Origin of the sequence: Micromonospora sp. NPDC049497 (assembly GCF_044465805.1) — a bacterium.
GTDB lineage: Bacteria > Actinomycetota > Actinomycetes > Mycobacteriales > Micromonosporaceae > Micromonospora.
The window spans coordinates 228513-247797 of sequence record NZ_JBITMC010000005.1 but is presented as its reverse complement, the minus strand read 5'-3'; the positions used below and the strand labels follow the sequence as shown (position 1 = coordinate 247797).

The 19285-nt window shown below is 73.1% G+C and carries 20 protein-coding genes and 1 tRNA gene; 2 read left to right on the top strand and 19 right to left on the bottom strand.

All coding sequences use genetic code 11. The annotated features are described in order from the left end of the window. Nucleotides 1-51 precede the first annotated feature (51 nt). Nucleotides 52-867: a Bax inhibitor-1/YccA family protein gene (locus tag ACIBR0_RS10540; protein WP_396714216.1), complete on the bottom strand. Its 816-nt coding sequence runs from the start codon at nt 865-867 to the stop codon at nt 52-54. Between the two features lie 110 nt (nt 868-977). Next, nucleotides 978-1058, bottom strand: a tRNA-Leu gene (locus tag ACIBR0_RS10535). An 88-nt stretch (nt 1059-1146) separates the two neighbouring features. On the opposite strand from ACIBR0_RS10535, the gene ACIBR0_RS10530 reads away from it, so the two are divergent. Beyond that, nucleotides 1147-2964 (top strand): hypothetical protein, encoded by a 1818-nt coding sequence (locus ACIBR0_RS10530; RefSeq protein ID WP_396714214.1) that lies wholly within the window; start codon nt 1147-1149, stop codon nt 2962-2964. 68 nt (nt 2965-3032) lie between these two features. Here the strand turns inward: ACIBR0_RS10530 and ACIBR0_RS10525 are convergent, their stop codons facing one another. From ACIBR0_RS10525 to ACIBR0_RS10465, 13 genes are all read right to left on the bottom strand, one after another. After that, complete coding sequence (locus tag ACIBR0_RS10525) at nt 3033-4364, bottom strand: NAD(P)/FAD-dependent oxidoreductase (protein ID WP_357034729.1); 1332 nt, start codon at nt 4362-4364, stop codon at nt 3033-3035. Between the two features lie 103 nt (nt 4365-4467). Next, the gene (locus ACIBR0_RS10520; protein ID WP_396714347.1) at nt 4468-5028 is read right to left on the bottom strand and encodes a hypothetical protein; all 561 of its coding nucleotides are present in this window, start codon (nt 5026-5028) and stop codon (nt 4468-4470) included. Further along, nucleotides 5028-6422, bottom strand: coding sequence for a DUF58 domain-containing protein (locus tag ACIBR0_RS10515; RefSeq protein WP_396714212.1), 1395 nt, complete (start codon nt 6420-6422; stop codon nt 5028-5030). The genes ACIBR0_RS10520 and ACIBR0_RS10515 overlap by 1 nt, the downstream gene beginning before the upstream one ends. Continuing rightward, a complete protein-coding gene (locus ACIBR0_RS10510) occupies nt 6422-7429 on the bottom strand; it encodes an AAA family ATPase (protein WP_396714210.1) in 1008 nt (335 codons plus the stop codon). The genes ACIBR0_RS10515 and ACIBR0_RS10510 overlap by 1 nt, the downstream gene beginning before the upstream one ends. Further along, a complete protein-coding gene (locus ACIBR0_RS10505; RefSeq protein ID WP_396714208.1) occupies nt 7426-7995 on the bottom strand; it encodes a hypothetical protein in 570 nt (189 codons plus the stop codon). Before ACIBR0_RS10505 ends, ACIBR0_RS10510 begins: the two co-directional genes overlap by 4 nt. 13 nt (nt 7996-8008) lie before the next feature. After that, nucleotides 8009-8794, bottom strand: coding sequence for a DUF4129 domain-containing protein (locus ACIBR0_RS10500; protein ID WP_396714345.1), 786 nt, complete (start codon nt 8792-8794; stop codon nt 8009-8011). An 18-nt stretch (nt 8795-8812) separates the two neighbouring features. After that, nucleotides 8813-9553 carry a uracil-DNA glycosylase gene (locus tag ACIBR0_RS10495; RefSeq protein ID WP_396714206.1) on the bottom strand — a complete coding sequence of 247 codons (741 nt, stop codon included), beginning with the start codon at nt 9551-9553 and terminating at the stop codon, nt 8813-8815. Next, nucleotides 9546-10229, bottom strand: a complete 684-nt coding sequence (locus ACIBR0_RS10490) for a dienelactone hydrolase family protein (RefSeq protein WP_396714205.1) — start codon at nt 10227-10229, stop codon at nt 9546-9548. Before ACIBR0_RS10490 ends, ACIBR0_RS10495 begins: the two co-directional genes overlap by 8 nt. Nucleotides 10230-10424: 195 nt before the next feature. After that, nucleotides 10425-10907, bottom strand: coding sequence for a hypothetical protein (locus ACIBR0_RS10485; protein WP_396714203.1), 483 nt, complete (start codon nt 10905-10907; stop codon nt 10425-10427). Between the two features lie 164 nt (nt 10908-11071). Then, complete coding sequence (locus tag ACIBR0_RS10480) at nt 11072-12079, bottom strand: HAAS signaling domain-containing protein (RefSeq protein WP_396714201.1); 1008 nt, start codon at nt 12077-12079, stop codon at nt 11072-11074. Then, entirely contained in the window at nt 12076-12408 is a 333-nt protein-coding gene (locus ACIBR0_RS10475; RefSeq protein WP_357034836.1) for a PadR family transcriptional regulator, read from the bottom strand. Before ACIBR0_RS10475 ends, ACIBR0_RS10480 begins: the two co-directional genes overlap by 4 nt. Nucleotides 12409-12588: 180 nt before the next feature. Then, nucleotides 12589-13530 carry an exopolyphosphatase gene (locus ACIBR0_RS10470; protein ID WP_396714199.1) on the bottom strand — a complete coding sequence of 314 codons (942 nt, stop codon included), beginning with the start codon at nt 13528-13530 and terminating at the stop codon, nt 12589-12591. 436 nt (nt 13531-13966) lie between these two features. Continuing rightward, nucleotides 13967-15010 carry an ArsR/SmtB family transcription factor gene (locus ACIBR0_RS10465; RefSeq protein WP_396714197.1) on the bottom strand — a complete coding sequence of 348 codons (1044 nt, stop codon included), beginning with the start codon at nt 15008-15010 and terminating at the stop codon, nt 13967-13969. Nucleotides 15011-15105: 95 nt separating this feature from the next. Here ACIBR0_RS10465 and ACIBR0_RS10460 point away from each other — a divergent pair, with 95 nt between their 5' ends. Further along, entirely contained in the window at nt 15106-16005 is a 900-nt protein-coding gene (locus ACIBR0_RS10460; RefSeq protein ID WP_396714195.1) for an alpha/beta hydrolase family esterase, read from the top strand. A 32-nt stretch (nt 16006-16037) separates the two neighbouring features. Here ACIBR0_RS10460 and ACIBR0_RS10455 read toward each other — a convergent pair whose 3' ends face one another. The 4 genes from ACIBR0_RS10455 to eno are packed head-to-tail and all read right to left on the bottom strand — an operon-like array spanning nt 16038 to nt 19101. Next, the gene (locus ACIBR0_RS10455; protein WP_396714193.1) at nt 16038-16550 is read right to left on the bottom strand and encodes an amino-acid N-acetyltransferase; all 513 of its coding nucleotides are present in this window, start codon (nt 16548-16550) and stop codon (nt 16038-16040) included. A 2-nt stretch (nt 16551-16552) separates the two neighbouring features. After that, nucleotides 16553-17110, bottom strand: a complete 558-nt coding sequence (locus tag ACIBR0_RS10450) for a DUF501 domain-containing protein (protein ID WP_396714191.1) — start codon at nt 17108-17110, stop codon at nt 16553-16555. Between the two features lie 36 nt (nt 17111-17146). Further along, the gene (locus ACIBR0_RS10445; protein ID WP_396714189.1) at nt 17147-17785 is read right to left on the bottom strand and encodes a septum formation initiator family protein; all 639 of its coding nucleotides are present in this window, start codon (nt 17783-17785) and stop codon (nt 17147-17149) included. Nucleotides 17786-17817: 32 nt separating this feature from the next. After that, a complete protein-coding gene (gene eno / locus ACIBR0_RS10440; protein WP_396714187.1) occupies nt 17818-19101 on the bottom strand; it encodes a phosphopyruvate hydratase in 1284 nt (427 codons plus the stop codon). Nucleotides 19102-19285: the final 184 nt, after the last annotated feature.

The following is a 19285-nucleotide window of genomic DNA, read 5'->3' as shown; positions in this document are numbered from 1 at the left end:
GCGCCCGCCCCCTCCGGGGGCGGGCGCCGTCGGGTTGGTGCGGGTGGGCGGTCAGTCGTCGCCCTGGAAGTAGCTCAGCAGGCGCAGGATCTCGATGTAGAGCCAGACCAGGCTGACCAGGATGCCGAAGGCGGCGACCCAGGAGTAGCGCTGCGGCAGCCCCATCCGGACGCCGTCCTCGACCTCCTTGAAGCTGAGCACGAAGCTCAGCGAGGCCACCACGATGCAGACCAGGCTGAAGCCGATGGCCAGCGGGCTGCCGTCACGCAGGCCGGTGTTGACGCCGAACAGCGCCAGCACCAGGTTGATCAGCATGACGGCGAACAGGCCGGCCATCACGGCGATCATGCCCTTGACGAACGCCGGCGTCGCCCGGATGACCTTCGCCCGGTAGAGGACGGCCATCAGGAAGAACACGCCGAACGTCGCGGTCACCGCCTGGAGCACGATTCCGCTGTAGAGGGACTCGAAGTACTTGCTGACCATGCCGACGAAGACGCCCTCGACGACGGCGTACGCGACGACGAGCGCCGGGTTCGCCATCCGGGAGAACGAGATGATCAGGCCGAGCACGAGACCGACCACCGCCGCACCGATCCACGCGACGCCGAGCAGCGCGTCCGGGACCAGCACCCAGGCGGCCGCGGCGGACAGGCCGAGGATGCCGAGAAGCGTGACCGTCTTGACCACCACGTCGTCGATCGACATGGTGTTGACGGCCGGCGGAGCGGCCGGGTAGCCGGCCTCCGTCGGGTACTGCTGGGGGTAGCCGGGCTGTCCGTACGGCCCGGTCGGGGCGTACCCGGCGGAACGCTCCCGCTCGGCCGCCTGGCCGAGCCGGGCGAGCACCGGGTTCGAAGTCTTCACTGTCAGGCCTCCCTCAGGGGGTCAATGCACGTCAACGTGCACTGTCAAGAGTAAACGGCGATGCGACTCCCGTGGAGATCACAACCCTGAGCGGAAGCTGAAAGGTTCGGTGCCCGGGGCGGGGGTCGAACCCGCACGCCTTGCGGCAGCCGCTTTTAAGGCGGCCGTGTCTGCCGTTCCACCACCCGGGCGGGTGAACGCACGCACGTGCAGTGTCACCGTAGCGGGTCAGCCGCGACCCGACGTACCCCGAGGCGGTCCCGGCACTAGGGTCGAGCCGTGAGCAGCGCAGCCCCCACGGCCCCCGACGCCGCCCCTCACCAGGACGTACGCCGAGCCGACCGCTCGCCGCGGTGGGGCCGGCTGCGGGCGGTCGTCGGCCGCTCCCGGGCGGACCTGGCGGTCGTGCTGCTCTTCGTCGCCGCGGCCGCGTGGCTGACCCACGGGCTGTGGCCGAACCCCGGCTCCCGGACGCTCGCGCTCAATCCGGCGGACCAGGCCCTCTACGAGTGGTTCCTCGCCGTCGACGCCCGGGCGCTGCTCGGCGACTTCGACCTGCTCACCGACCGGCTCAACGCGCCGGACGGGGTGAACCTGATGGCCAACACCACGATCATCGCGCTCGGTGTGCTCCTCGCCCCGGTCACCCTGACACTCGGCGCGCCGGTCACGTTCGCCCTCCTGGCCGGGGCGAACCTGGCCGGCACGGCCGCCGCCTGGTACCTGCTGTTCACCCGGCTGCTGGGCGCCCGCCGGTTCGCCGCCGGGCTGGGCGCGGCCCTGTGCGGCTTCGGCCCCGGGATGGTCTCCCAGTCCAACAGCCACCTGCACATGACCGCGCAGTGGCTGGTCCCGGTGATCGTCTGGCTGGTCGTCCGGATGCTGCGCGCCGCCGATCCCGAACGCGGCGGTCCGGACCAGCGACGACTGCTCAGCTCGGCCGTGGGGCTCGCCGCGGCGGTCAGCGCGCAGGTGTTCGTCGGCGAGGAGGTGCTCTTCCTGACCTTCGTCACCCTGCTGGTGATGGCGGTCACCTATGCCGTGGTGGACCGGGACCTGGCGCGGCGCGCCCTGCCCAGCTTCGCCGGCGGGATGATGGTCGCCGCCGGGCTGGCCCTGCTGGTCATCGGGTGGCCCCTGTGGTTCCAGTTCCTGGGGCGGCAGGGCGTCGCCACGGGCATGTTCAGCCCGCACTACTTCTCGGCCGACCTGCGCAGCTGGTGGACGTTGTCACCGCTGTCCGTGGTCGGCGGCGACGACGCCGCCCGCCTGACCACCGGCCCGGCCGAGTACAACACGTTCCTCGGCTGGCCGCTGCTGCTGGTCACCGTCGGCTGCGCGTTCTGGCTGGGGCGCCGACCCCTGGTGGTCGCCTGCCTGGTCTCCGCGCTGGCGATGGGCACGCTCTCACTCGGCCCCCGGCTCGTGGTGGACGGGCAGCGCACCGGGGTGCCGGGGCCGTTCGCGCTGCTGGCCGACGTGCCGGTGGTCGACGGTGCGCTGCCGATACGCTTCGCGCTCGCGGTGCTCCCGCTGGTCGCCACGCTGCTGGTCCTGGCCGTCGACCGGGCCTCGGCGAGCACCGGACGGGCCCGGCGGCTGGTCCCGGCGGCGGTCGGCGCGGCGCTGCTGCCGCTGTTCCCCGTGCCACTGCCCACGAGCGGTCGCCCGCCGGTCCCGGAGTTCGTCACCGGAGGGCACTGGCGTCAGTGCGTACCGCCCGGCGGGGTGCTGGTCCCGGTGCCGCCGGCCACCCCGCGCGACCCGTGGCCGATGCGCTGGGCGACAGCCGCGGACGTCGCGTTCGGGATGCCGGAGGGCTTCTTCATCGGCCCGCACGGGAGAAACGGCTCGACGGCCATCGGCACGTTCAAGCAGCCCACGTCGGCACTGCTCGCCGAGGTCGCCAAGCGGGGCCTGCGGCCGGTCGTCGGAGAGGAACAGCGCCGCCAGGCGGTACGGGATGCCGACTTCTGGGGCGCGTCCTGCGTGGCGCTCACCGTGGACACCCCGTACGCGGACAGCCTCCGGGGCACCCTGGAGGACCTCTACGGCCCGTCCACCCGGATCGCCGACGCCTGGATCTGGCGCGTCTGAGACACCCCGGACGTTAAGAAGGGGCCCCTCCTCTACCGGAAACGGTAAGAAGGGGCCCTTGCTTACACCTATACCGCGCGGGCGCCGACCGGCTGGGAGGCCTCGACGAACTCCTCGCGCGGGTCGTGCAGCTGCCCCAGGGCGACCACCTCACGCTTGAGGAAGAACGCCAGCGACCAGTCGACCACGACCCGGACCTTCCGGTTGAACGACGGGATCCGGCTCATGTGGTACGTCCGGTGCATGAACCACGCCGGCCAGCCGGTCATCTTGATGCCGTAGACCTGCGCGACACCCTTGTGCAGGCCGAGGCTGGCGACGCTGCCGGCGTGCTTGTGCTTGTAGTCCACCGGCTCGCGGCCACGGATGACGTTGACGATGTTGTCGGCCATCCGGGCGGCCTGCCGGACCGCGTGCTGCGCGCTCGGCGAGCAGTAGTTGCCCGGCTCCTTGGTCAGGTCCGGCACGGCCGCGCAGTCACCGGCGCTCCACGCGCCCTCGACGACCCGGTCGCCGTCGACCACCTGCAGCGTGGGCAGGCAGGTGATGCGGCGCCGCTCGTCACGCGGGAAGTCGGTCGAGTCCAGCATCGGCGACGGCTTGACGCCCGCCGTCCAGACGATGGTGTCCGAGGCGAAGCTGTCTCCGTCGGAGAGCTTCACCACACCGTCGACGCACGACTCCAGCCGGGTGTCCAGCCGGATGTCCATGTTCCGCTTGAGGAGCTGCTGCACGGTGTAGGCGCCCATGTCCCGGTCGACCTCCGGCAGCACCCGCTGGGTCGCCTCGACCAGCACCCAGCGCATGTCCTCGGGCTTCAGCTCCGGGTAGTACTTCAGAGCGTCCCGGGCCATGTCCTCCATCTCGGCGAGGGCCTCGATGCCGGCGTAACCACCACCGACGAAGGTGAAGGTCAGCGCCGAGCGCCGGATCCGCGGGTCCGCCGTGGCAGCTGCCACGTCGAGCCGGTCCAGCACGTGGTTGCGCAGGTAGATGGCCTCGCCGATGGTCTTGAACCCGATGCCGTGCTCGTGCAGGCCGGGGATCGGCAGCGTCCGGGACACCGAGCCGGGGGCGACGACGACGTGGTCGTACGGAATCTCCCGGGCCGGACCGCTGATCGGCTGCACCACCGCGGTCTTGCGGTCGTGGTCGATCCGCTTCACCGCACCGGCCACGACCTTGCACTTGCGCAACTCACGGCGCAGCGGCACCACGGAGTGGCGCGGCGAGATGTTGCCGGCCGCCGCCTCGGGCAGGAAGGGCTGGTAGGTCATGTGGGGCTGGGGGTCGACCACGATGACCTCAGCCTCACGGGAGCTGAGCTTCTTCGACAGGCGCAGGGCCGCGTACAGGCCGACGTGGCCGGCACCCACCACAAGGATCCGCTTCGGATTCACGTCATCTATCTTTCCCCGCGCGGCTCCGCTAATCCCGATCGCGGCCCCCATCTGTGACGGAGCACAACACCTGTGAGCTGCGTAACTCCCCCCGTTTCGGCGCTCACTTGCGGCGCAGTAGCCAGCCCAGCAACGCCGTCACCACGGCGGCGAGGGCCAGGCCGGCAACCGTCGCCGCCTGGACTCCCCGGCCGTCGCCGACGGCGGCGAGTTCGACCAGCAGGACGCCGAGGACCGACGTGGCGAGCAGCACGGCACCCGCCCGCAGCAGCCAGCGGACGATCAGCTCGGGGTCCACCACCGCGTCGTACGGCAGTACGGCGGCGAGCGCGCAGACCGTGTGGGTGAGGTACAGCACCGCCGCCACGGCGAGCAGCCGCCACAGGGCGATCGGACGGCCGTACCCGTCGGTGGCGACCAGCCACCCACCCACGGTGACCAGCGCCGCGAAGGTCGGCCAGACCCGGCGAGGGCTGAGCGCGGGCAGCACCGCCACCAGCAGCAGGCCGCCGAACGACCGGCCGAGGAGCACCTCCGCCGGGTACGCGAGGACCATGCCGAGCAGCACGCTGAGGAAGATGCCCACGCGGACCAGCAGCGGCGTGAGGCTGACCCGGGTCAGCGCGGTCCGCGCCCCGCGCAGCCGGTCGGCGACGACGGTGATCACCGGCCACCCACCCGGGGGGCGATGGCCAGGCGGGCCACGTCGCGCAGCACCTGGTCGAGACTGCCGGTGCCGGCCCAGCGGACCACCGGCACGCCGTGCTCACGCAACTGGTCGATCATCGTGTCCCGGTCCAGCCGCCACAACCGGTACGCGACCTCGGCCCACCCCCGGTCCTTCGGCGGTGGGAGGTCGGCGGGCAGGGTGTCCACGGCCACCACGAACCGCCCGGAACGGGCGAGCCGGGCCAGCATCTGCGCGGACCGCTCGTCCAGCAGTGGGGTGAGGACCACCACCAGCGCGTCGGCGGAGAGCAGCTGCGGGCCGAACAGGTGGTCGTACGACTCCTGGGGCGAGGACTCCGCGCGCACGTCGAGCAGCCACTCCAGCACGGTCAGGTACTGCCGGCGGCCGGTGGCCGGGCGGAGCCGGCGAGCGGCCGGACCGTGCTCCAGCAGGGCGACCCGGTCACCCCGGTACAGGTAGTGCTCGGCGATCGCGGCGGCGGCCCGGACGGTGGTGTCCAACACCGACGCCGTCCCCTTCACCCCGCCGGAGCGGCCCGCCTCGGCCAGCACGTCGAGCAGGACGACCACCTCGGCGTCCCGGTCGGACAGGGTGGCCGCCACGTGCAGCTGCCGCGCCCGCAGGGAGACCCGCCAGTCGATGCGACGCAACCGGTCCCCGGGGGCGAAGACCCGCACACCGGCCAGCTCGCCGCCCTCGCCGGGCTTGCGGGAGTGGTGCGCGCCGACCAGCCCGGCCGCCCGGGGCATCGCCTCCACGGCCTCGAACGGCTCGGTCACCGGGTAGACGCGCACCCGGGCCGGCTCGGCGATGACCACGCGGGAGACCAGCAGGCCCTGCGCGGCGCACACCCGGACACCGGCCGGGCCGACCGGGTGCCGCCCCCAGCGCAGCGCGCCGCCGCCCAGGACCAGGTCGACGGCGGTGTCGCGCGGTACGCCCGTCACGAAGGGCCGGTCGATGGCCGGCGAAGAGTCGGAGCCGAGCCGTGTCACGGCACCGGCGATGGTGGCCCGGTCGACCCGCAGCCACGACGAGACGCGGGTCCGGAGGACCGCCAGGTCGTAGTCGACCACATCCGGGTTGCCGACGGTGACCGTCGCGGTCAGCTCGCCGCCCTCCACCAGGTGCTCGTCGTCGTGCGAGACCCACACCTGCGGCAGCGCGGCCGGCCGGCGCCGCAGGGCGTACGCGGTGCCGACCGCGAACGGGGTGGCGAGCACGATCAGGTCGACCCGGCCCAGCAGCACGCCCGCGACGAGGAGCAGACCGGTCAGCAGCACGGCGCGGCCCAGCGCCCGGGTCGGCGCCCAGCCGGCGGCCGGCTCCGACACGTCGCTCAGGGGTGACACGACGGGCGCGGCCATCAACGTCCGGGCCGACCGGCGGCGTAGCTGGGCAGCGCGCCGCTGGCCGGGGCCGGCGTGGCATCCAGCACCTCACCGACCAGGAAGGACGGATCGACCCGGCGCAGCCACATCTCGGGGCGCAGCGTGATGCGGTGCGCCAGCGCGGGCACCGCCACCTCCTTGACGTCCTCCGGCACCACGTAGTCACGGCCGGCCATCACCGCCCGTACGCGGGACAGCAGCAGCAGGGCCAGCGAACCACGGGGGGACGCGCCGACCAGCACCGACGGGTGCTCGCGGGTGGCGGCGGTCAGCGACACGATGTAGTGGCCGACGGAGTCCTCGACCACGACGTCCTCCAGCGCCGTCTGCATGGCACGGAGCGTGGCGGCGTCGACCACCGGCTTGATCTCCGCCTCCTCCCGGCGGCGGGCCATCCGCCGGCGCAGCACCTCCCACTCCTCGCCGTGCTCCGGGTAGCCGAAGGAGACCCGCAGGAGGAAACGGTCGAGCTGCGCCTCGGGCAGCGGGTAGGTGCCCTCGTACTCGATGGGGTTGGCGGTGGCCAGCACGTGGAACGGCTCGTCCAGCCGGTACGTGACACCCTCCACCGACACCTGCTTCTCCTGCATCGCCTCCAGCAGGGCCGACTGGGTCTTCGGCGGCGTCCGGTTGATCTCGTCGGCGAGCAGCAGGTTGGTGAAGACCGGGCCGGCCCGGAACGAGAAGTCACCGCTGCGCTGGTCGTACAGGAACGAGCCGGTGACATCGGCGGGGAGTAGGTCGGGGGTGAACTGGAGCCGGCGGAAGTCCAGCCCGAGGGCCTGCGCGAACGAGCGCGCGGTCAGCGTCTTGCCCAGACCGGGCAGGTCCTCCAGCAGCACGTGCCCACCGGCGAGGATCCCGGCGAGCACCAGCTCCAGCGCATCCCGCTTGCCGACGACGACCTGGCCGACCGCCTCCAGCACCGCCCGGGCGAGGTGGCCCACCTCCGTGGCGGGCATGCTGCGGTCCACGTCGTTCATATCTTCTCCAGTTCGGCGACGATCGCCGCGAGGTCGCGCGGCGGCGGGGTGCGACGGGGCGGGGTTTCCAGGAAGGTCCAGAGCCGCTCGCCCAGCAGGGCGCGCGCGCGTACCGGGTCCGAGTCGCGGTTGAGGCCGTGCCGCAGCCGCAGCCGCTCGTCGGCGAGGTCACCGAGGCGCGGCAGGATCACCTCGGTGAAGCGCTCGGGGCGGTTCGCCGCCCAGTCGAGCGGCACCTCCCACCCGTTGATGGCGGTCCGCACCGCGTCCCGCGGAGCGGGGCCGTCACCGGTGAAGGTGCGGGTGCCGGCGCGGGGTGGGGACGACGGCGCGAGGCCGGCGGTCACCCGCCGCACGGCGAGCACCGCGAGCACACCGGCGACCAGCACCACCAGCGAGACCCGCAACCCGACCGCGCGCAGGCCGGCGACCAGGACGACCACCACGGCCGCCGTGACGGCGAGCGTACGCAGCACCCGCCGGACCCGTCCGCCGCGCGGGCGCTCGGCGCGTGCCGGCCCCTCCTCGTACGAGCCGAGCAGGTCGTCGATGCTCGTGCTGCTCACGTCGCCACCCCGCTCACGCCGCCACGACGGCGGTCAGCTCGCCGCGCAGCCGGCGGAGGGCGGCACGGGCCTGGTCCCGGGTACGTTCGTCGACCGGCCGGGTGGCGTACCGAGCCTCCCGGAAGACGTGGGCGAACTCGGCCAGCACGTCGGCGCTCGCGATCGCCGGGACACCGGCCGACGGGTCGCCGCGCAGCAGGCGGGAGACGAGGTCGGTGGGTGTGTCGCCGGCCAGCCGGGGCACGCCCGCGCCGGCCGCGGCCTCCTCCAGGCGTACCCAGCAGGCGATCACCGCGACACGCGGGTCGGTGTCCGTGTCGTCCAACTCGACCAGGCTGGCGTCGAGTGCGGCGACCATCTCACGGGCGGTGCCCTCGGTGTCGCGGCGGGGAGCCCGGGATGGCAACGCCCGGGTGGTCCGCCGGATCGCACCGCGGACCAGCGTCCAGGCGAGCCAGCCGAACACGACGAGGACGGCGAGACCCAGCAGGACCAGGGCCGCCGTGGCGATCCATCCCGGAACGGAGGCCCCGGTCGTCTCCACCGCGTCCCGCGGCTCCACCGGGATCGACGGGACCGGCTCGGCGGTGGGGTACTCGGGAAGGAAGGGCACCTCCTCGACCGCCGTCGGGATGCGGCTCGCGCCGAGCGACGAGTGGGCGGCCGCCACCGTGACGACGGCGAGCAGCACGGCCACCGCCGCGACCGGCCACCACCTGCGCAGCACGTTGAGGTCCACTGCGGTCACCTCCGGGCCGCCGGGGCGTACGGGTCGGGCCGGCGCGTTCTCCTCCGTCATCGTCACCGCCCCGCAGCCTCAGTCCACCCCGGCCAACACTTTCGCCCGGGCGAACACGTCGTCCAGCATCCCTGGTGTGAGCCGCCCGGTGAAGGTGTTCTGCTGGCTGACGTGGTAGCAGCCGAGGAGTTCCGGTGCGGCCGTGCCGGAACAGTGTGCCCCATGCCCGAACGCGGGTCGCGGACTGGGCGGACGCACGTCGTACACGTGGCGGAGCACCGGCCACCACGCGGCCCAGGCGAAGGCACCCAGCGCGACCACGACGCGCAGGGTGGGCCGGATCAGCGAGATCTCCCGGTGCAGCCACGGCGCGCAGGTGTCGCGCTCGGCCGGGGTGGGCTTGTTGTCCGGCGGCGCGCAGCGCACGGCGGAGAAGATCCGGGTGTCCCGCAGGGCCAGGCCGTCGTCGACGGCCACGCTGGCCGGCTGGTTGGCCAGCCCGGCGCGGTGCAGGGCGGCGAAGAGGACGTCGCCGGAGCGGTCGCCGGTGAAGATGCGGCCGGTGCGGTTCCCCCCGTGCGCGGCCGGGGCCAGCCCGAGGACGGCGATCCGGGCGGCCGGTTCGCCGAAGCCGGGCACCGGCCGGCCCCAGTACTCCTGGTCCCGGAAGGCGGCCCGCCGGGTCCGCGCGACCTCCTCCCGCCAGGCGACCAGCCGGGGGCAGGCGAAGCAGTCACTGACCGCGCCGTCCAGGTCGGCGAGGTCGGTCGCCCGCGCGGCGCGGGCGACGACCTCACCGGGGGTACGCGGCTCAGCCAAGCTTGGCCCGGAACAGTTCGAGGGTGCGGGCCCAGGCGGTCGCGGCGGCACGCTGGTCGAAGTTCTCCGGCCGGTCCTCGTTGAAGAAGGCGTGGTTGGTGCCCGGGTAGTCGTAGGTCTGGCAGGTGCCACCGGAGACCTCGATGGCCCGGCGCGCAGCCTGCACGCCGTCGTCGGCGGAGAGGCCGTCGGCCTCCGAGCAGTGGATGACGGCGGCCTTGCCCGCGTAGTCGGGCCACTCGGCGCGCATGTCCTCCCAGGGCAGCCTCGGGTAGAAGGCCGCGGTGGCGACGATCCGCTCGGAGCGGGTGGCCGCCCAGAGGGCGAGGCTGGCGCCCGCGCAGAAGCCGGCGGCGCCCACCTTGCCGGCCACCTCGGTACGCCCGGTGAGGTACTCCGCGGCGGCGGCGATGTCCGCCGCGGCCTCGTCCATCTGCGCGGCGTTCAGCATCTGCCGGGGCTCACTCGGCTTGACCGCCGGGCCACGTCGGAAGTCCGGGGCGAGAGCGACGAACCCGGCGTCGGCGAAGCGGTCCACCACCGACCGGACGTGGGGTACGAGGCCCCACCAGTCCTGGATGACGATGACCGCCGGGCTGGCCGCACCGCCGGAGGGTATCGCGAGATACCCCTCGCTCGTACCTCCGTTACCGCGGTACCTCACCATCTCGCCCATGGGCCCGTCCTCCTAGCGGTCAGTCAACGTTGGCTGGTCGCCCAGTGGTCCTACGTGCCGGTAGCCTGCCACGCCGGACCCGCGCCGGGAAGACGCGGGAACAGTGGCATTCACCTCCTGTTTGCCGAAAGGAAGGGCCCCTCCTTAACGCCTGGCGTAGAGGAAGGGCCCCTTCTTAACGGCTTGCAGGTCGGCTCAGGCCTTCTTGGTCAGGCAGAGCACGTAGCCCGTCTTGCCCCGCTCGACGCTGGAGAAGACGTAGCCGTCCTGTCCCTCGGTGAAGTACTGCTCGCACGCCTCGCCGGTGCGGGCCTGCTCGGTGGTCTGCCCGTCGGCCCGGCCGACCACCGTGTAGGCGGCGTCGGTGGAGGTGCACTCGACGACCTTGGCGCCGTCGACCTTCTCCTCCTTCGCGCCGGTCACCTTGGGCAGCTCGGCGATGCAGTCGCCGGTCTTGGCCTCGGCCGTCTCATCCTTGTTCAGGAAGTTGCCGATCGCCGTACCGAGACCGAACTTGAGACCGGCGATGACGAGGAACACGACGATCGCGCCGATGATGCCGAGCGCCTTGCCCCGGCCGGACTTCTTCGCCGGCGGCTCGACGGGCGGCGGCGCCTGCACGCCGGGCTGGGGCTGCGCGGCGTCCGCGGCGGGGGGCGGTGCGACCTGCTCTGACACGGGTTTTCCTTCCGAGGGGTTGATGAGCAGACGACACCGTAACGATCATCGACGTGCGCCGCCGCCCCGCTCACCTCATCCGTTCAGCCATTTCCCAGGAACGAGGTGTGAGGAAGGGTCCCCTGTTAACGCCTCGTGTAGAGGAAGGGGCCCTTCCTAACACCTCAGGTGGCGGCCGGCGCGGGCGGCGCGGTGGCGGTCGGCGCTGGCGGCGGCGCGGTGGCGGTCGGCGCGGGCGGGGTGCCGGTGGGACCCGGCGTCGCGGTGGGGGCCGGAGTGGACAGTGGCGGCAGCCCGGGCGCCGGGGGCGTTACCGCCGGCGGGCGCGGGGCGAAGGGTGCGCCCTGCGGGCAGTACGGGTACGGGCGCAGCAGCGGGTTGCCGTTGCCGGTCGGGTCGAGCGGATCGGGGCACTCCGGGTAGCCGAGCCGGATCGGGTCGCCGTTCTGGTCGAAGAGCCGGGCGTTCTCCACCAGCCGGCCCTCGCTGTCGTACACGTAGACGTCCCGGACGTGCTCGTAGCGGCCGTCGACGGAGATCTGCTCGTACCCGAAGTCGTAGCCGGCCCGGTCCTCCAGGTCCGCCAGCCCCATGAGGGCGAACACGACCAGGACCGCGTTACCGATCTGGAGTGCCTGCCGCGGCCAGCCGCGCAGCCCGCCGCTGCGGCGTCCCAGCCACACGGAAACGAGCACGAGGCCGGCCAGCATGACCAGACCGGTGATGAGTTCACCACCGAATCGGGGCAGCAGACCGAACGTTCCACCCGTGGTGGCGACGGTGACGAACATTGCCGCCAGGTAGGCACGGAGCACCCACCACCCGGGGCGCAGCAGCCGGACGAACTCGCCCGCCGTCGCATAGCCGAGAGGAGGGCCGAGTTGCCGGTCCAGGATGCGGATCTGGTCACGTGCCCGGTGCACCGTCCTGGTGAGCCGGCGGACGCGGCCTCCCCCGGCGGTGCCGACGCCGGCGGCGGCGCGCAGTTCGAGGGCGTACGCCTCGGGCGCGCCGAGCCGGTCCGTCAGCGAGCCCCCGGCCTCGGCGGCGACCTCGGCGAGGTGCTCCGGCAGGTCCTCGGTCAACTCGTCGCGGACCTGCGGCGGCAGGTCGGCCAGCGCGGCACGGACCCGGCCGACGTAGTCCGTGATGTCCTGCTCCGTGACGGTCATGCCGCCATCCCCCGATCGTCGAGCAGCGTGTCCATGGTGGTGGCGAACGAGCGCCAGAGCTTGCCGGACCGGGTGAGCTGGTCCCGGCCGGCGGCGTTGAGCGCGTAGTACTTGCGGTGCGGCCCGGACTCGCTGGGCACGACGTAGGTCGTCAGCAGGCCGGCGGCGAAGAGTCGGCGCAGCGTCCCGTAGACGGAGGCGTCGCCGACCTCCTCCAGTCCGGCCTCGCGCAGCCGGCGCAGGATGTCGTAGCCGTAGCCGTCGGACTCGCGAAGCACGGCGAGGACCGCGAGGTCCAGGACGCCCTTCAGCAGTTGTGTGGTGTCCACGCGAAGCACAGTACTGCGCAATGCGTAGTAGCACCAGCGCTTCGGGGCATCCGGAATGGCGGCCGGACAGCCCGCCTCGGCGTTGATCCACTCGACGTCAGTGATGTCGGGCTGAAACCGTCACTCGGGCACCCCGACATCAATGAAGCCGAGTCGATCATGCCCCCGGAACCAGGAACGCTAGAGCAGGCTCCAGGCGATGCCGTCGAGGATGTCGTGCTCGGAGGCGACGACCGCGTCCATCCCGGCCCGCTCCATGATCACCCGCAGCACCAGGGCCCCGGCGCCGATCACGTCCGCCCGGCCGGGGTGCATCACGGGGATCACCAGCCGCTGCTCGCGCGTCTTCGCCAGCAGGTCGGCGGTCACGTCGGCCACCCGGTCGTACGGCACGCGGACGTGGTGGATGCGCTCCGGGTCGTACTCCCGCAGGTCCTGGGCGATCGCGACGACCGTCGTGACCGACCCGGCGAGCCCGACCAGCGTGGCGGCCTCCCGGCCCGGGACGGCCTCCAGCGCGCGGTCCACCGCCACCGCGATGTCGGCCTGCGCGGCGGCGATCTCGTCCAGGCCCGGCGGATCGCCGTGCAGGTGCCGCTCGGTCATCCGGACGCACCCGATGTCCATCGAGATCGCCGCCTGGACGCCGCCGGAGCGGGTGCCCACCACGAACTCGGTCGAGCCGCCCCCGATGTCGATGACCAGGTACGGCTCCCGGGCGTCGGCCGGCAGCCCGCGCACCGCGCCGGTGAAGGAGAGCCGTGCCTCCTCGTCCCCGGTCACCACCTCCGGGGCCACGCCCAGCGTCTGCTCCACCATCGCCCGGAAGTCACCCGCGTTGGAGGCGTCCCGGGAGGCCGAGGTCGCGCACATGCGGACCCGCTCGGCACCCAGCTTCGCGATCTCCTCGGCGTAGTCGGCGAGCGCCACCCGCGTCCGCTCGATCGCCTCCGGCGCGAGGCGGCCGGTCCTGTCCACGCCCTGGCCGAGGCGGACGATCTCCATCCGCCGGCTCAGGTCGGTCAGCGGCGCCTCCGGCCCGGCGTCGGCGTCGGGCAGGTCGGCGACCAGGAGGCGGATGGAGTTGGTGCCGCAGTCGATGGCGGCGACGCGCGTCGTCACCCGGTCAACCCTACGGCAGCGGGAACGGCGGGGCCGCGTCGACGAGCGCCACGGTCACGCCCACCGGTAGCGGCAGCAGGCCGGCTGGGAATGAGACCCCAGGGCGCACGGACAGTGACACCTGGCTCCGTCACCGTGAGCAACGCTCCGCAGCACCCCCCACGACGCCCCTTCGACCACTTTGCTCTGCAGCCGAATGTGCACCACGCCCCCGAGCTGGGCAGATGCCCAGACGGCCTACTGCCCTCCCGGACCCGAACCGTCACTGCCGGTGGGTGGCGCGCATGGGGCAGCAGTGCAAAGTGGTCAAGGGTGTGTGATGGTTGCCGGTCGCGTCGGCACGCACTGTGACGGCGGGGTTGAGGTGGCGCACATCCCGGCATGCTCGACACGCGGCTACCCGACGGCGGCGGCGCGGTCGACGGCGGCGGCGCAGTCAGCCCTGCGGCAGGTCGTCCCGGGCCGTACCGGTCGCCGGAGGGGCGACGCCGGCCACCGACGCCTCGGTGACCTCGCCGAGCAGGTGCGCGCCGAGCGGCGTCAGCCGGTGCCGGACCGCCCCGCCGTGCCGGTTACTGATGACGAGGCCGGCCGCCCGCAACGCCGTGGCGTGCTCGGACGCCGACGACAGACCCACCCCGGCGGCGTCGGCGAGCGCGGTGGTGCTCAGCCCGCCGGACTCCGCGAGCCGGCGCAACACCACCGCACGGGTGGCACCGAGGAGACGGCCGAGCGCATCGGCGGTCGGACCGGCGCCGCGGCGCGGCATCGGTACGGGATAGACCAGCAGGATCGGGCGCCCCGGCTGGACCAGCACCCGCGGAAGCGGACCGGCCAACGGTGTCGGCAGCAGGAGCATCCCGTGACCGGTGCCGGTCACCTCCCCGCTCCACCAGGTCCGCACCTCCAGCACCGGGGGCCGCCACCGGATCGCCGGGTGCAGCCCGGCGAACAGGACGCCCAGGCCGCCCATGGTCAACCGATGGGCGGCACCCGCCACGTGCTGCCGGTGCGCCGCCGTCAACTCGGCCCAGTGCGGCGCGAGCACGGCCCCGAACCAGGTGTCCACGGCCCGGCCGAACAGGTCCAGCGCCTCCGGGTCCGCCGCCGCGAACCGGCGTCGCAGCGGCGTCGCGGCCACGTCGGCGTACGCCGCGGTGACCTCGGCGCGGATCCGCCGGGTCGGGGTGGCCCGGATCGCGTCCAGGCCGGCCGTCACGGACTCCAGCCCGTCGAACGGCGTGAGGAAGTCCGGCAGTCGTCCCCGGGCGGGCAGCAGGTGCCGCAGCATCATGGCGGCCGCGCCCGCCACGTCGTCCGCCCCAGCCGCCACCGCGCGGTCGGCCAGGGCCGGCGCCATGACGGACCCGGTGGGACCGTGCAGTGCCTGGCCGGCCATCATCACCATGCCGACCGGGTGCAGCCGGTCGACGAACCGCACCCGGCACAGGTCCGCCGACCCGAGCTGAAGGCGAAGCATACGGACAGCCTGCCGGGCTTCGGCCTGAACCGAAAGGGTTGAACGGGCCTGCGGTCGGGCTCCAGAGTGGACCGGGGTCCACGAGGGGGGCGGGCGTGCGGCAGACGATGGCAGTGCTGACGGGGCTGGTCCTGATCCTGGCCGCCGGGGCGTGCGGGGCCTCCGGGCCCGCCCCGGCCGGTACCACCCCGTCCTCCTCGGTTCCGGCCGAACGACCCGCCGCCGGCGAGCACCTGTTGAGCCTGGAGCACGGTGGGGTGAAACGCACCTACCTGCTGTACGCCCCGCCCGGTTACGACCCGACCCGGCCCACCGCGCTGGTGATCGCCCTGCACTTCTACCCGGGCAGCGGCGCCCTGATCCGCGAGATGGTGGGGCTGGACGCGGTGGCCGACCGGGAGAACATCCTGGTCGCGTACCCGGACGGACGGCACACTGCCTTCAACGCGTTGATCTGCTGCGGGTCGGAGGACGACGTCGGGTTCCTCCGGGCCCTCACGGACCATCTGGTGAGAACCTGGCGGGCAGACCCGGACCGGGTCTACCTGACCGGGATCTCCAACGGCGGTGACATGAGCTTCCGGGCCGCCGTCGAGGCCGACGGGCTCTTCGCGGCGATCGGCGTGGTCAGCGGCGGCTACAGCGGTCCCCTGACCGCGCCGGAGGACTACGTCCCCGACACCCCGGTCTCGGTGATCACGTTCATCGGCGGGCAGGACATCTACGCCGAGACCTTCACCGAGGGCATACGGACCTGGCAGCGGCGACTCGGCTGCAAGTCGATCCCTGAGCCCGGGGCGGGTGGGGCCGCGCGGATCAGCCGGACCGACGCGACGTGCGCCGACGGCAGCGAGGTCACCGTCTACACCCTGCCGGACATGGGGCACTCGTGGCCCGGCGCGCGGAGCGGTCAACTCGCCGCCCCCGAGGCCGGCCTCGTCGCCACGGACCTGATCTGGGACTTCTTCGCCACCCACCCCCGGCGGCCGGCCTGACCGCGCCGCCGGTGCGGGTCACGCGGACGGCTCTACAGGCGGAGCAGCATGCGGGTGTTGCCGAGGGTGTTCGGCTTGACCCGCTCCAGGTCGAGGAACTCGGCGACACCCTCGTCGTACGAGCGCAGCAGCTGCTCGTACACCGGCTGCGGCACCGGCGCGCCGTCGATCTCCCGGAAGCCGAACGAGGCGAAGAACCGGGTCTCGAAGGTGAGCACGAAGATCCGCGCCACTCCCAGCTCCCGGGCCGCGTCGATCAGCTCGCCGACGATCCGGTGCCCGATCTTCCGCCCCCGGCAGACCGGGTCCACCGCCACCGTGCGGATCTCGGCGAGGTCCTCCCACATCACGTGCAGCGCGCCGCAGCCGACCACGGTGCCGTTCCCGGTCGCCGCGACCCGGAACTCCTGCACGTCCTCGTAGAGGGTGACCGTCGCCTTGCTGAGCAGCCGCCGGTCGTCGGTGTAGGTGTCGACCAGCCGCCGGATCCCCCGCACGTCGGAGGTCCGGGCCCGCCGCACCACGATCTCGTCGGCGCCCGTCATGGTCACTCGTCCGCCGGCACGTCCACGCACGGGCCGGCGGTCCACCACGGCTCCAGGACGTCCAGCACCTCGTCACCGAACGGGTTCACTCCCGGCCCGGCGCCCAGCGCGTGACCGAGGTGCACGTGCAGGCACTTCACCCGGCCGGGCATGCCGCCGGCCGAGATGCCGGCGATCTCCGGCACCTGCCCGATCGCGTCGCGGCGGGCCAGGTAGTCCTCGTGCGCCGCCCGGTAGTGGGCCGCCAGCTCCGGGTCCTCGGCGAGCCGGTCGGCCATCTCCTTCATCAGCCCGGCCGACTCCAGCCGGCTGCACGCGGCGGTCGCCCGCGGGCAGGTCAGGTAGAACAACGTCGGGAAGGGCGTGCCGTCGGCCAGGCGCGGGGTCGTCTCCACCACGTCGGGCAGGCCACAGGGGCAGCGGTGGGCCACCGCCCGCGTGCCGCGGGGCGGGCGCCCGAGCTGCGCGGCCACCGCGGCCAGGTCGGCCTCGCTGGCCGGCTCACGCTGCGGCAGAGGTACGGAGGCCGCCGCCGGCTCCTGCGGTGGTACGACAGTCACGGTGTTTCCATCTCTCGTCTGCTGCTCAGGTGGTGCTCACTGGTCGGGTTGGGCGGCGTTCGCGCCCTGCACGCTCGACCACAGGGTGTCGTACCAGGGATCGGGCTCGGCGGGCCGCCCCGACGGCGCGGACTTCCCCGCGTCCCGCGCGGCGCCCTCCGGGTCGTCGAGCACGATCAGCAGCTTCTCGCCCGGACGGCCCATCCCGAAGCGCTCCCGCGCCTGGATCTCGATGTACCTGTCGTCCTGCCACTTCGCCGCCCGGACGGACAGCTCCTCGATCGCCTGGCGCTGGGCGGCCTGGGCCGCCTCCATCCGCTCGATGTCGGCCTGCTGGTCCAGGTAGACACGGACCGGATAGGTGTAGCCGAGGGCGAGCGCGATCAGCACCGCGAACAGCACGGTGGCACGCCCGGTGAAGCCCCGGGGGTGGGGAGCGGACAGCCGCTTGACGGTGCCGGCCGCGGTCCGCCGGGCCGCGGCGGGGCGGTTCGTGGCGCGTACGCCCTCGGTCGCCCGGGTGGCACCCGGAGCGCGGCCGGGGGTCGCGCGCGGCTCCGCGCGGACACCGCCCTCCCGGGCCGGCGTCCGGGCGCCGCGGGCACCGCCCGGCCGGCCGGGCTGACCCGGCCGGCGGGCGGGACGCTGACCACCCGGTGTGCGGCGCTGCTGCATCGTCACACCCCTCCCCCGAGGCTTCGCGTGGCTCAGGCCGAACGGTAACGCGGGAACGCGCCGGCACCCGCGTAGCGCGCCGCGTCGGCCAGCTCCTCCTCGATCCGCAGGAGCTGGTTGTACTTCGCGACGCGGTCCGAGCGGGCCGGCGCGCCGGTCTTGATCTGGCCGCAGCCGGTGGCCACCGCCAGGTCGGCGATGGTGGTGTCCTCGGTCTCGCCGGAACGGTGGCTCATCATGCACTTGAAGCCGGCCCGGTGGGCGAGGTCCACCGCGTCCAGCGTCTCGGTGAGCGAACCGATCTGGTTGACCTTCACCAGCACGGCGTTGGCGGCGCTCTCGGCGATGCCCCGGGCGATCCGCTGCGGGTTGGTGACGAAGAGGTCGTCGCCGACGATCTGGATCCGGTCACCGATGGACGCGGTCAGGGTCTGCCAGCCGGACCAGTCGTCCTCCGCCAGCGGGTCCTCGATCGACACGATCGGGTACTCGTCGGCGAGCTTGGTGTAGTAGGTGCTCATCTCCTCGGCGGTCTTCGCGGCACCCTCGAACGTGTAGGTGCCGTTGTCGAAGAACTCCGTGGCCGCGACGTCCAGCGCGAAGACGATGTCGGTGCCGAGGCGGTAGCCGGCCTTCTCGACGGCCTCCGCGATCAGGTCCAGGGCCGCGGCGTTGGTCGGCAGGGTCGGGGCGAAACCGCCCTCGTCGCCCAGGCCGGTGGAGAGGCCCTTCTTCTTCAGCACCGACTTCAGCGCGTGGTACACCTCCGCGCCGGAGCGCAGCGCCTCCCGGAAGCTCGGCGCGCCGATCGGCGCGACCATGAACTCCTGGATGTCGACGTTCGAGTCGGCGTGCGCGCCACCGTTCAGGATGTTCATCATCGGCACCGGCAGCAGGTGCGCGTTCGGGCCACCCAGGTAGCGGAAGAGGCTCAGCTCGGCGCTGCCGGCCGCCGCCTTCGCCACCGCCAGGGAGACGCCCAGGATCGCGTTCGCGCCCAGCCCACCCTTGTTGTCGGTGCCGTCGATGTCCAGCATCTTCTGGTCGATCAGCCGCTGCTCGCTGGCCTCGTAGCCGATGAGCTGGTCGACGATCTTGTCCTCGATGTTGGAGACCGCGTTCTCGACACCCTTGCCCAGGTAGCGGTCCTTGTCACCGTCGCGCAGCTCGATCGCCTCGAAGGCGCCGGTGGAAGCGCCGGACGGCACCGCCGCACGGGCGATCGTGCCGTCGTCGAGCCCGACCTCGACCTCGACCGTCGGGTTGCCCCGCGAGTCGAGAATCTCCCGGGCGACGATTCCCTCGATGGTTGCCACTGAGTCGCTCCTCGTTTGTGTGTGCCGGTCCGTTATGGGCCGCGACGGTGCGGCTGAGGCAGGTGTTGCCACGCAGCGTATCGGGCGCCGGCCGCCCGCGCCGCGTCGCCCGCCGTACCCGGCGGTACGTCGGTTGCCCGTGCCCGACGTACCGAGACCCGTCCCGCACGACGGACATTCCCGT

Excerpts from the sequence above, each read along its gene's own strand:
- ACIBR0_RS10515 (WP_396714212.1), bottom strand. The coding sequence starts at position 6,422 with ATGGCCGCGCCCGTCGTGTCACCCCTGAGCGACGTGTCGGAGCCGGCC.
- ACIBR0_RS10510 (WP_396714210.1), bottom strand. The coding sequence starts at position 7,429 with ATGAACGACGTGGACCGCAGCATGCCCGCCACGGAGGTGGGCCACCTC.
- ACIBR0_RS10500 (WP_396714345.1), bottom strand. The coding sequence starts at position 8,794 with ATGACGGAGGAGAACGCGCCGGCCCGACCCGTACGCCCCGGCGGCCCG.
- ACIBR0_RS10490 (WP_396714205.1), bottom strand. The coding sequence starts at position 10,229 with ATGGGCGAGATGGTGAGGTACCGCGGTAACGGAGGTACGAGCGAGGGG.
- ACIBR0_RS10480 (WP_396714201.1), bottom strand. The coding sequence starts at position 12,079 with ATGACCGTCACGGAGCAGGACATCACGGACTACGTCGGCCGGGTCCGT.
- ACIBR0_RS10465 (WP_396714197.1), bottom strand. The coding sequence starts at position 15,010 with ATGCTTCGCCTTCAGCTCGGGTCGGCGGACCTGTGCCGGGTGCGGTTC.
- ACIBR0_RS10455 (WP_396714193.1), bottom strand. The coding sequence starts at position 16,550 with ATGACGGGCGCCGACGAGATCGTGGTGCGGCGGGCCCGGACCTCCGAC.
- ACIBR0_RS10445 (WP_396714189.1), bottom strand. The coding sequence starts at position 17,785 with ATGCAGCAGCGCCGCACACCGGGTGGTCAGCGTCCCGCCCGCCGGCCG.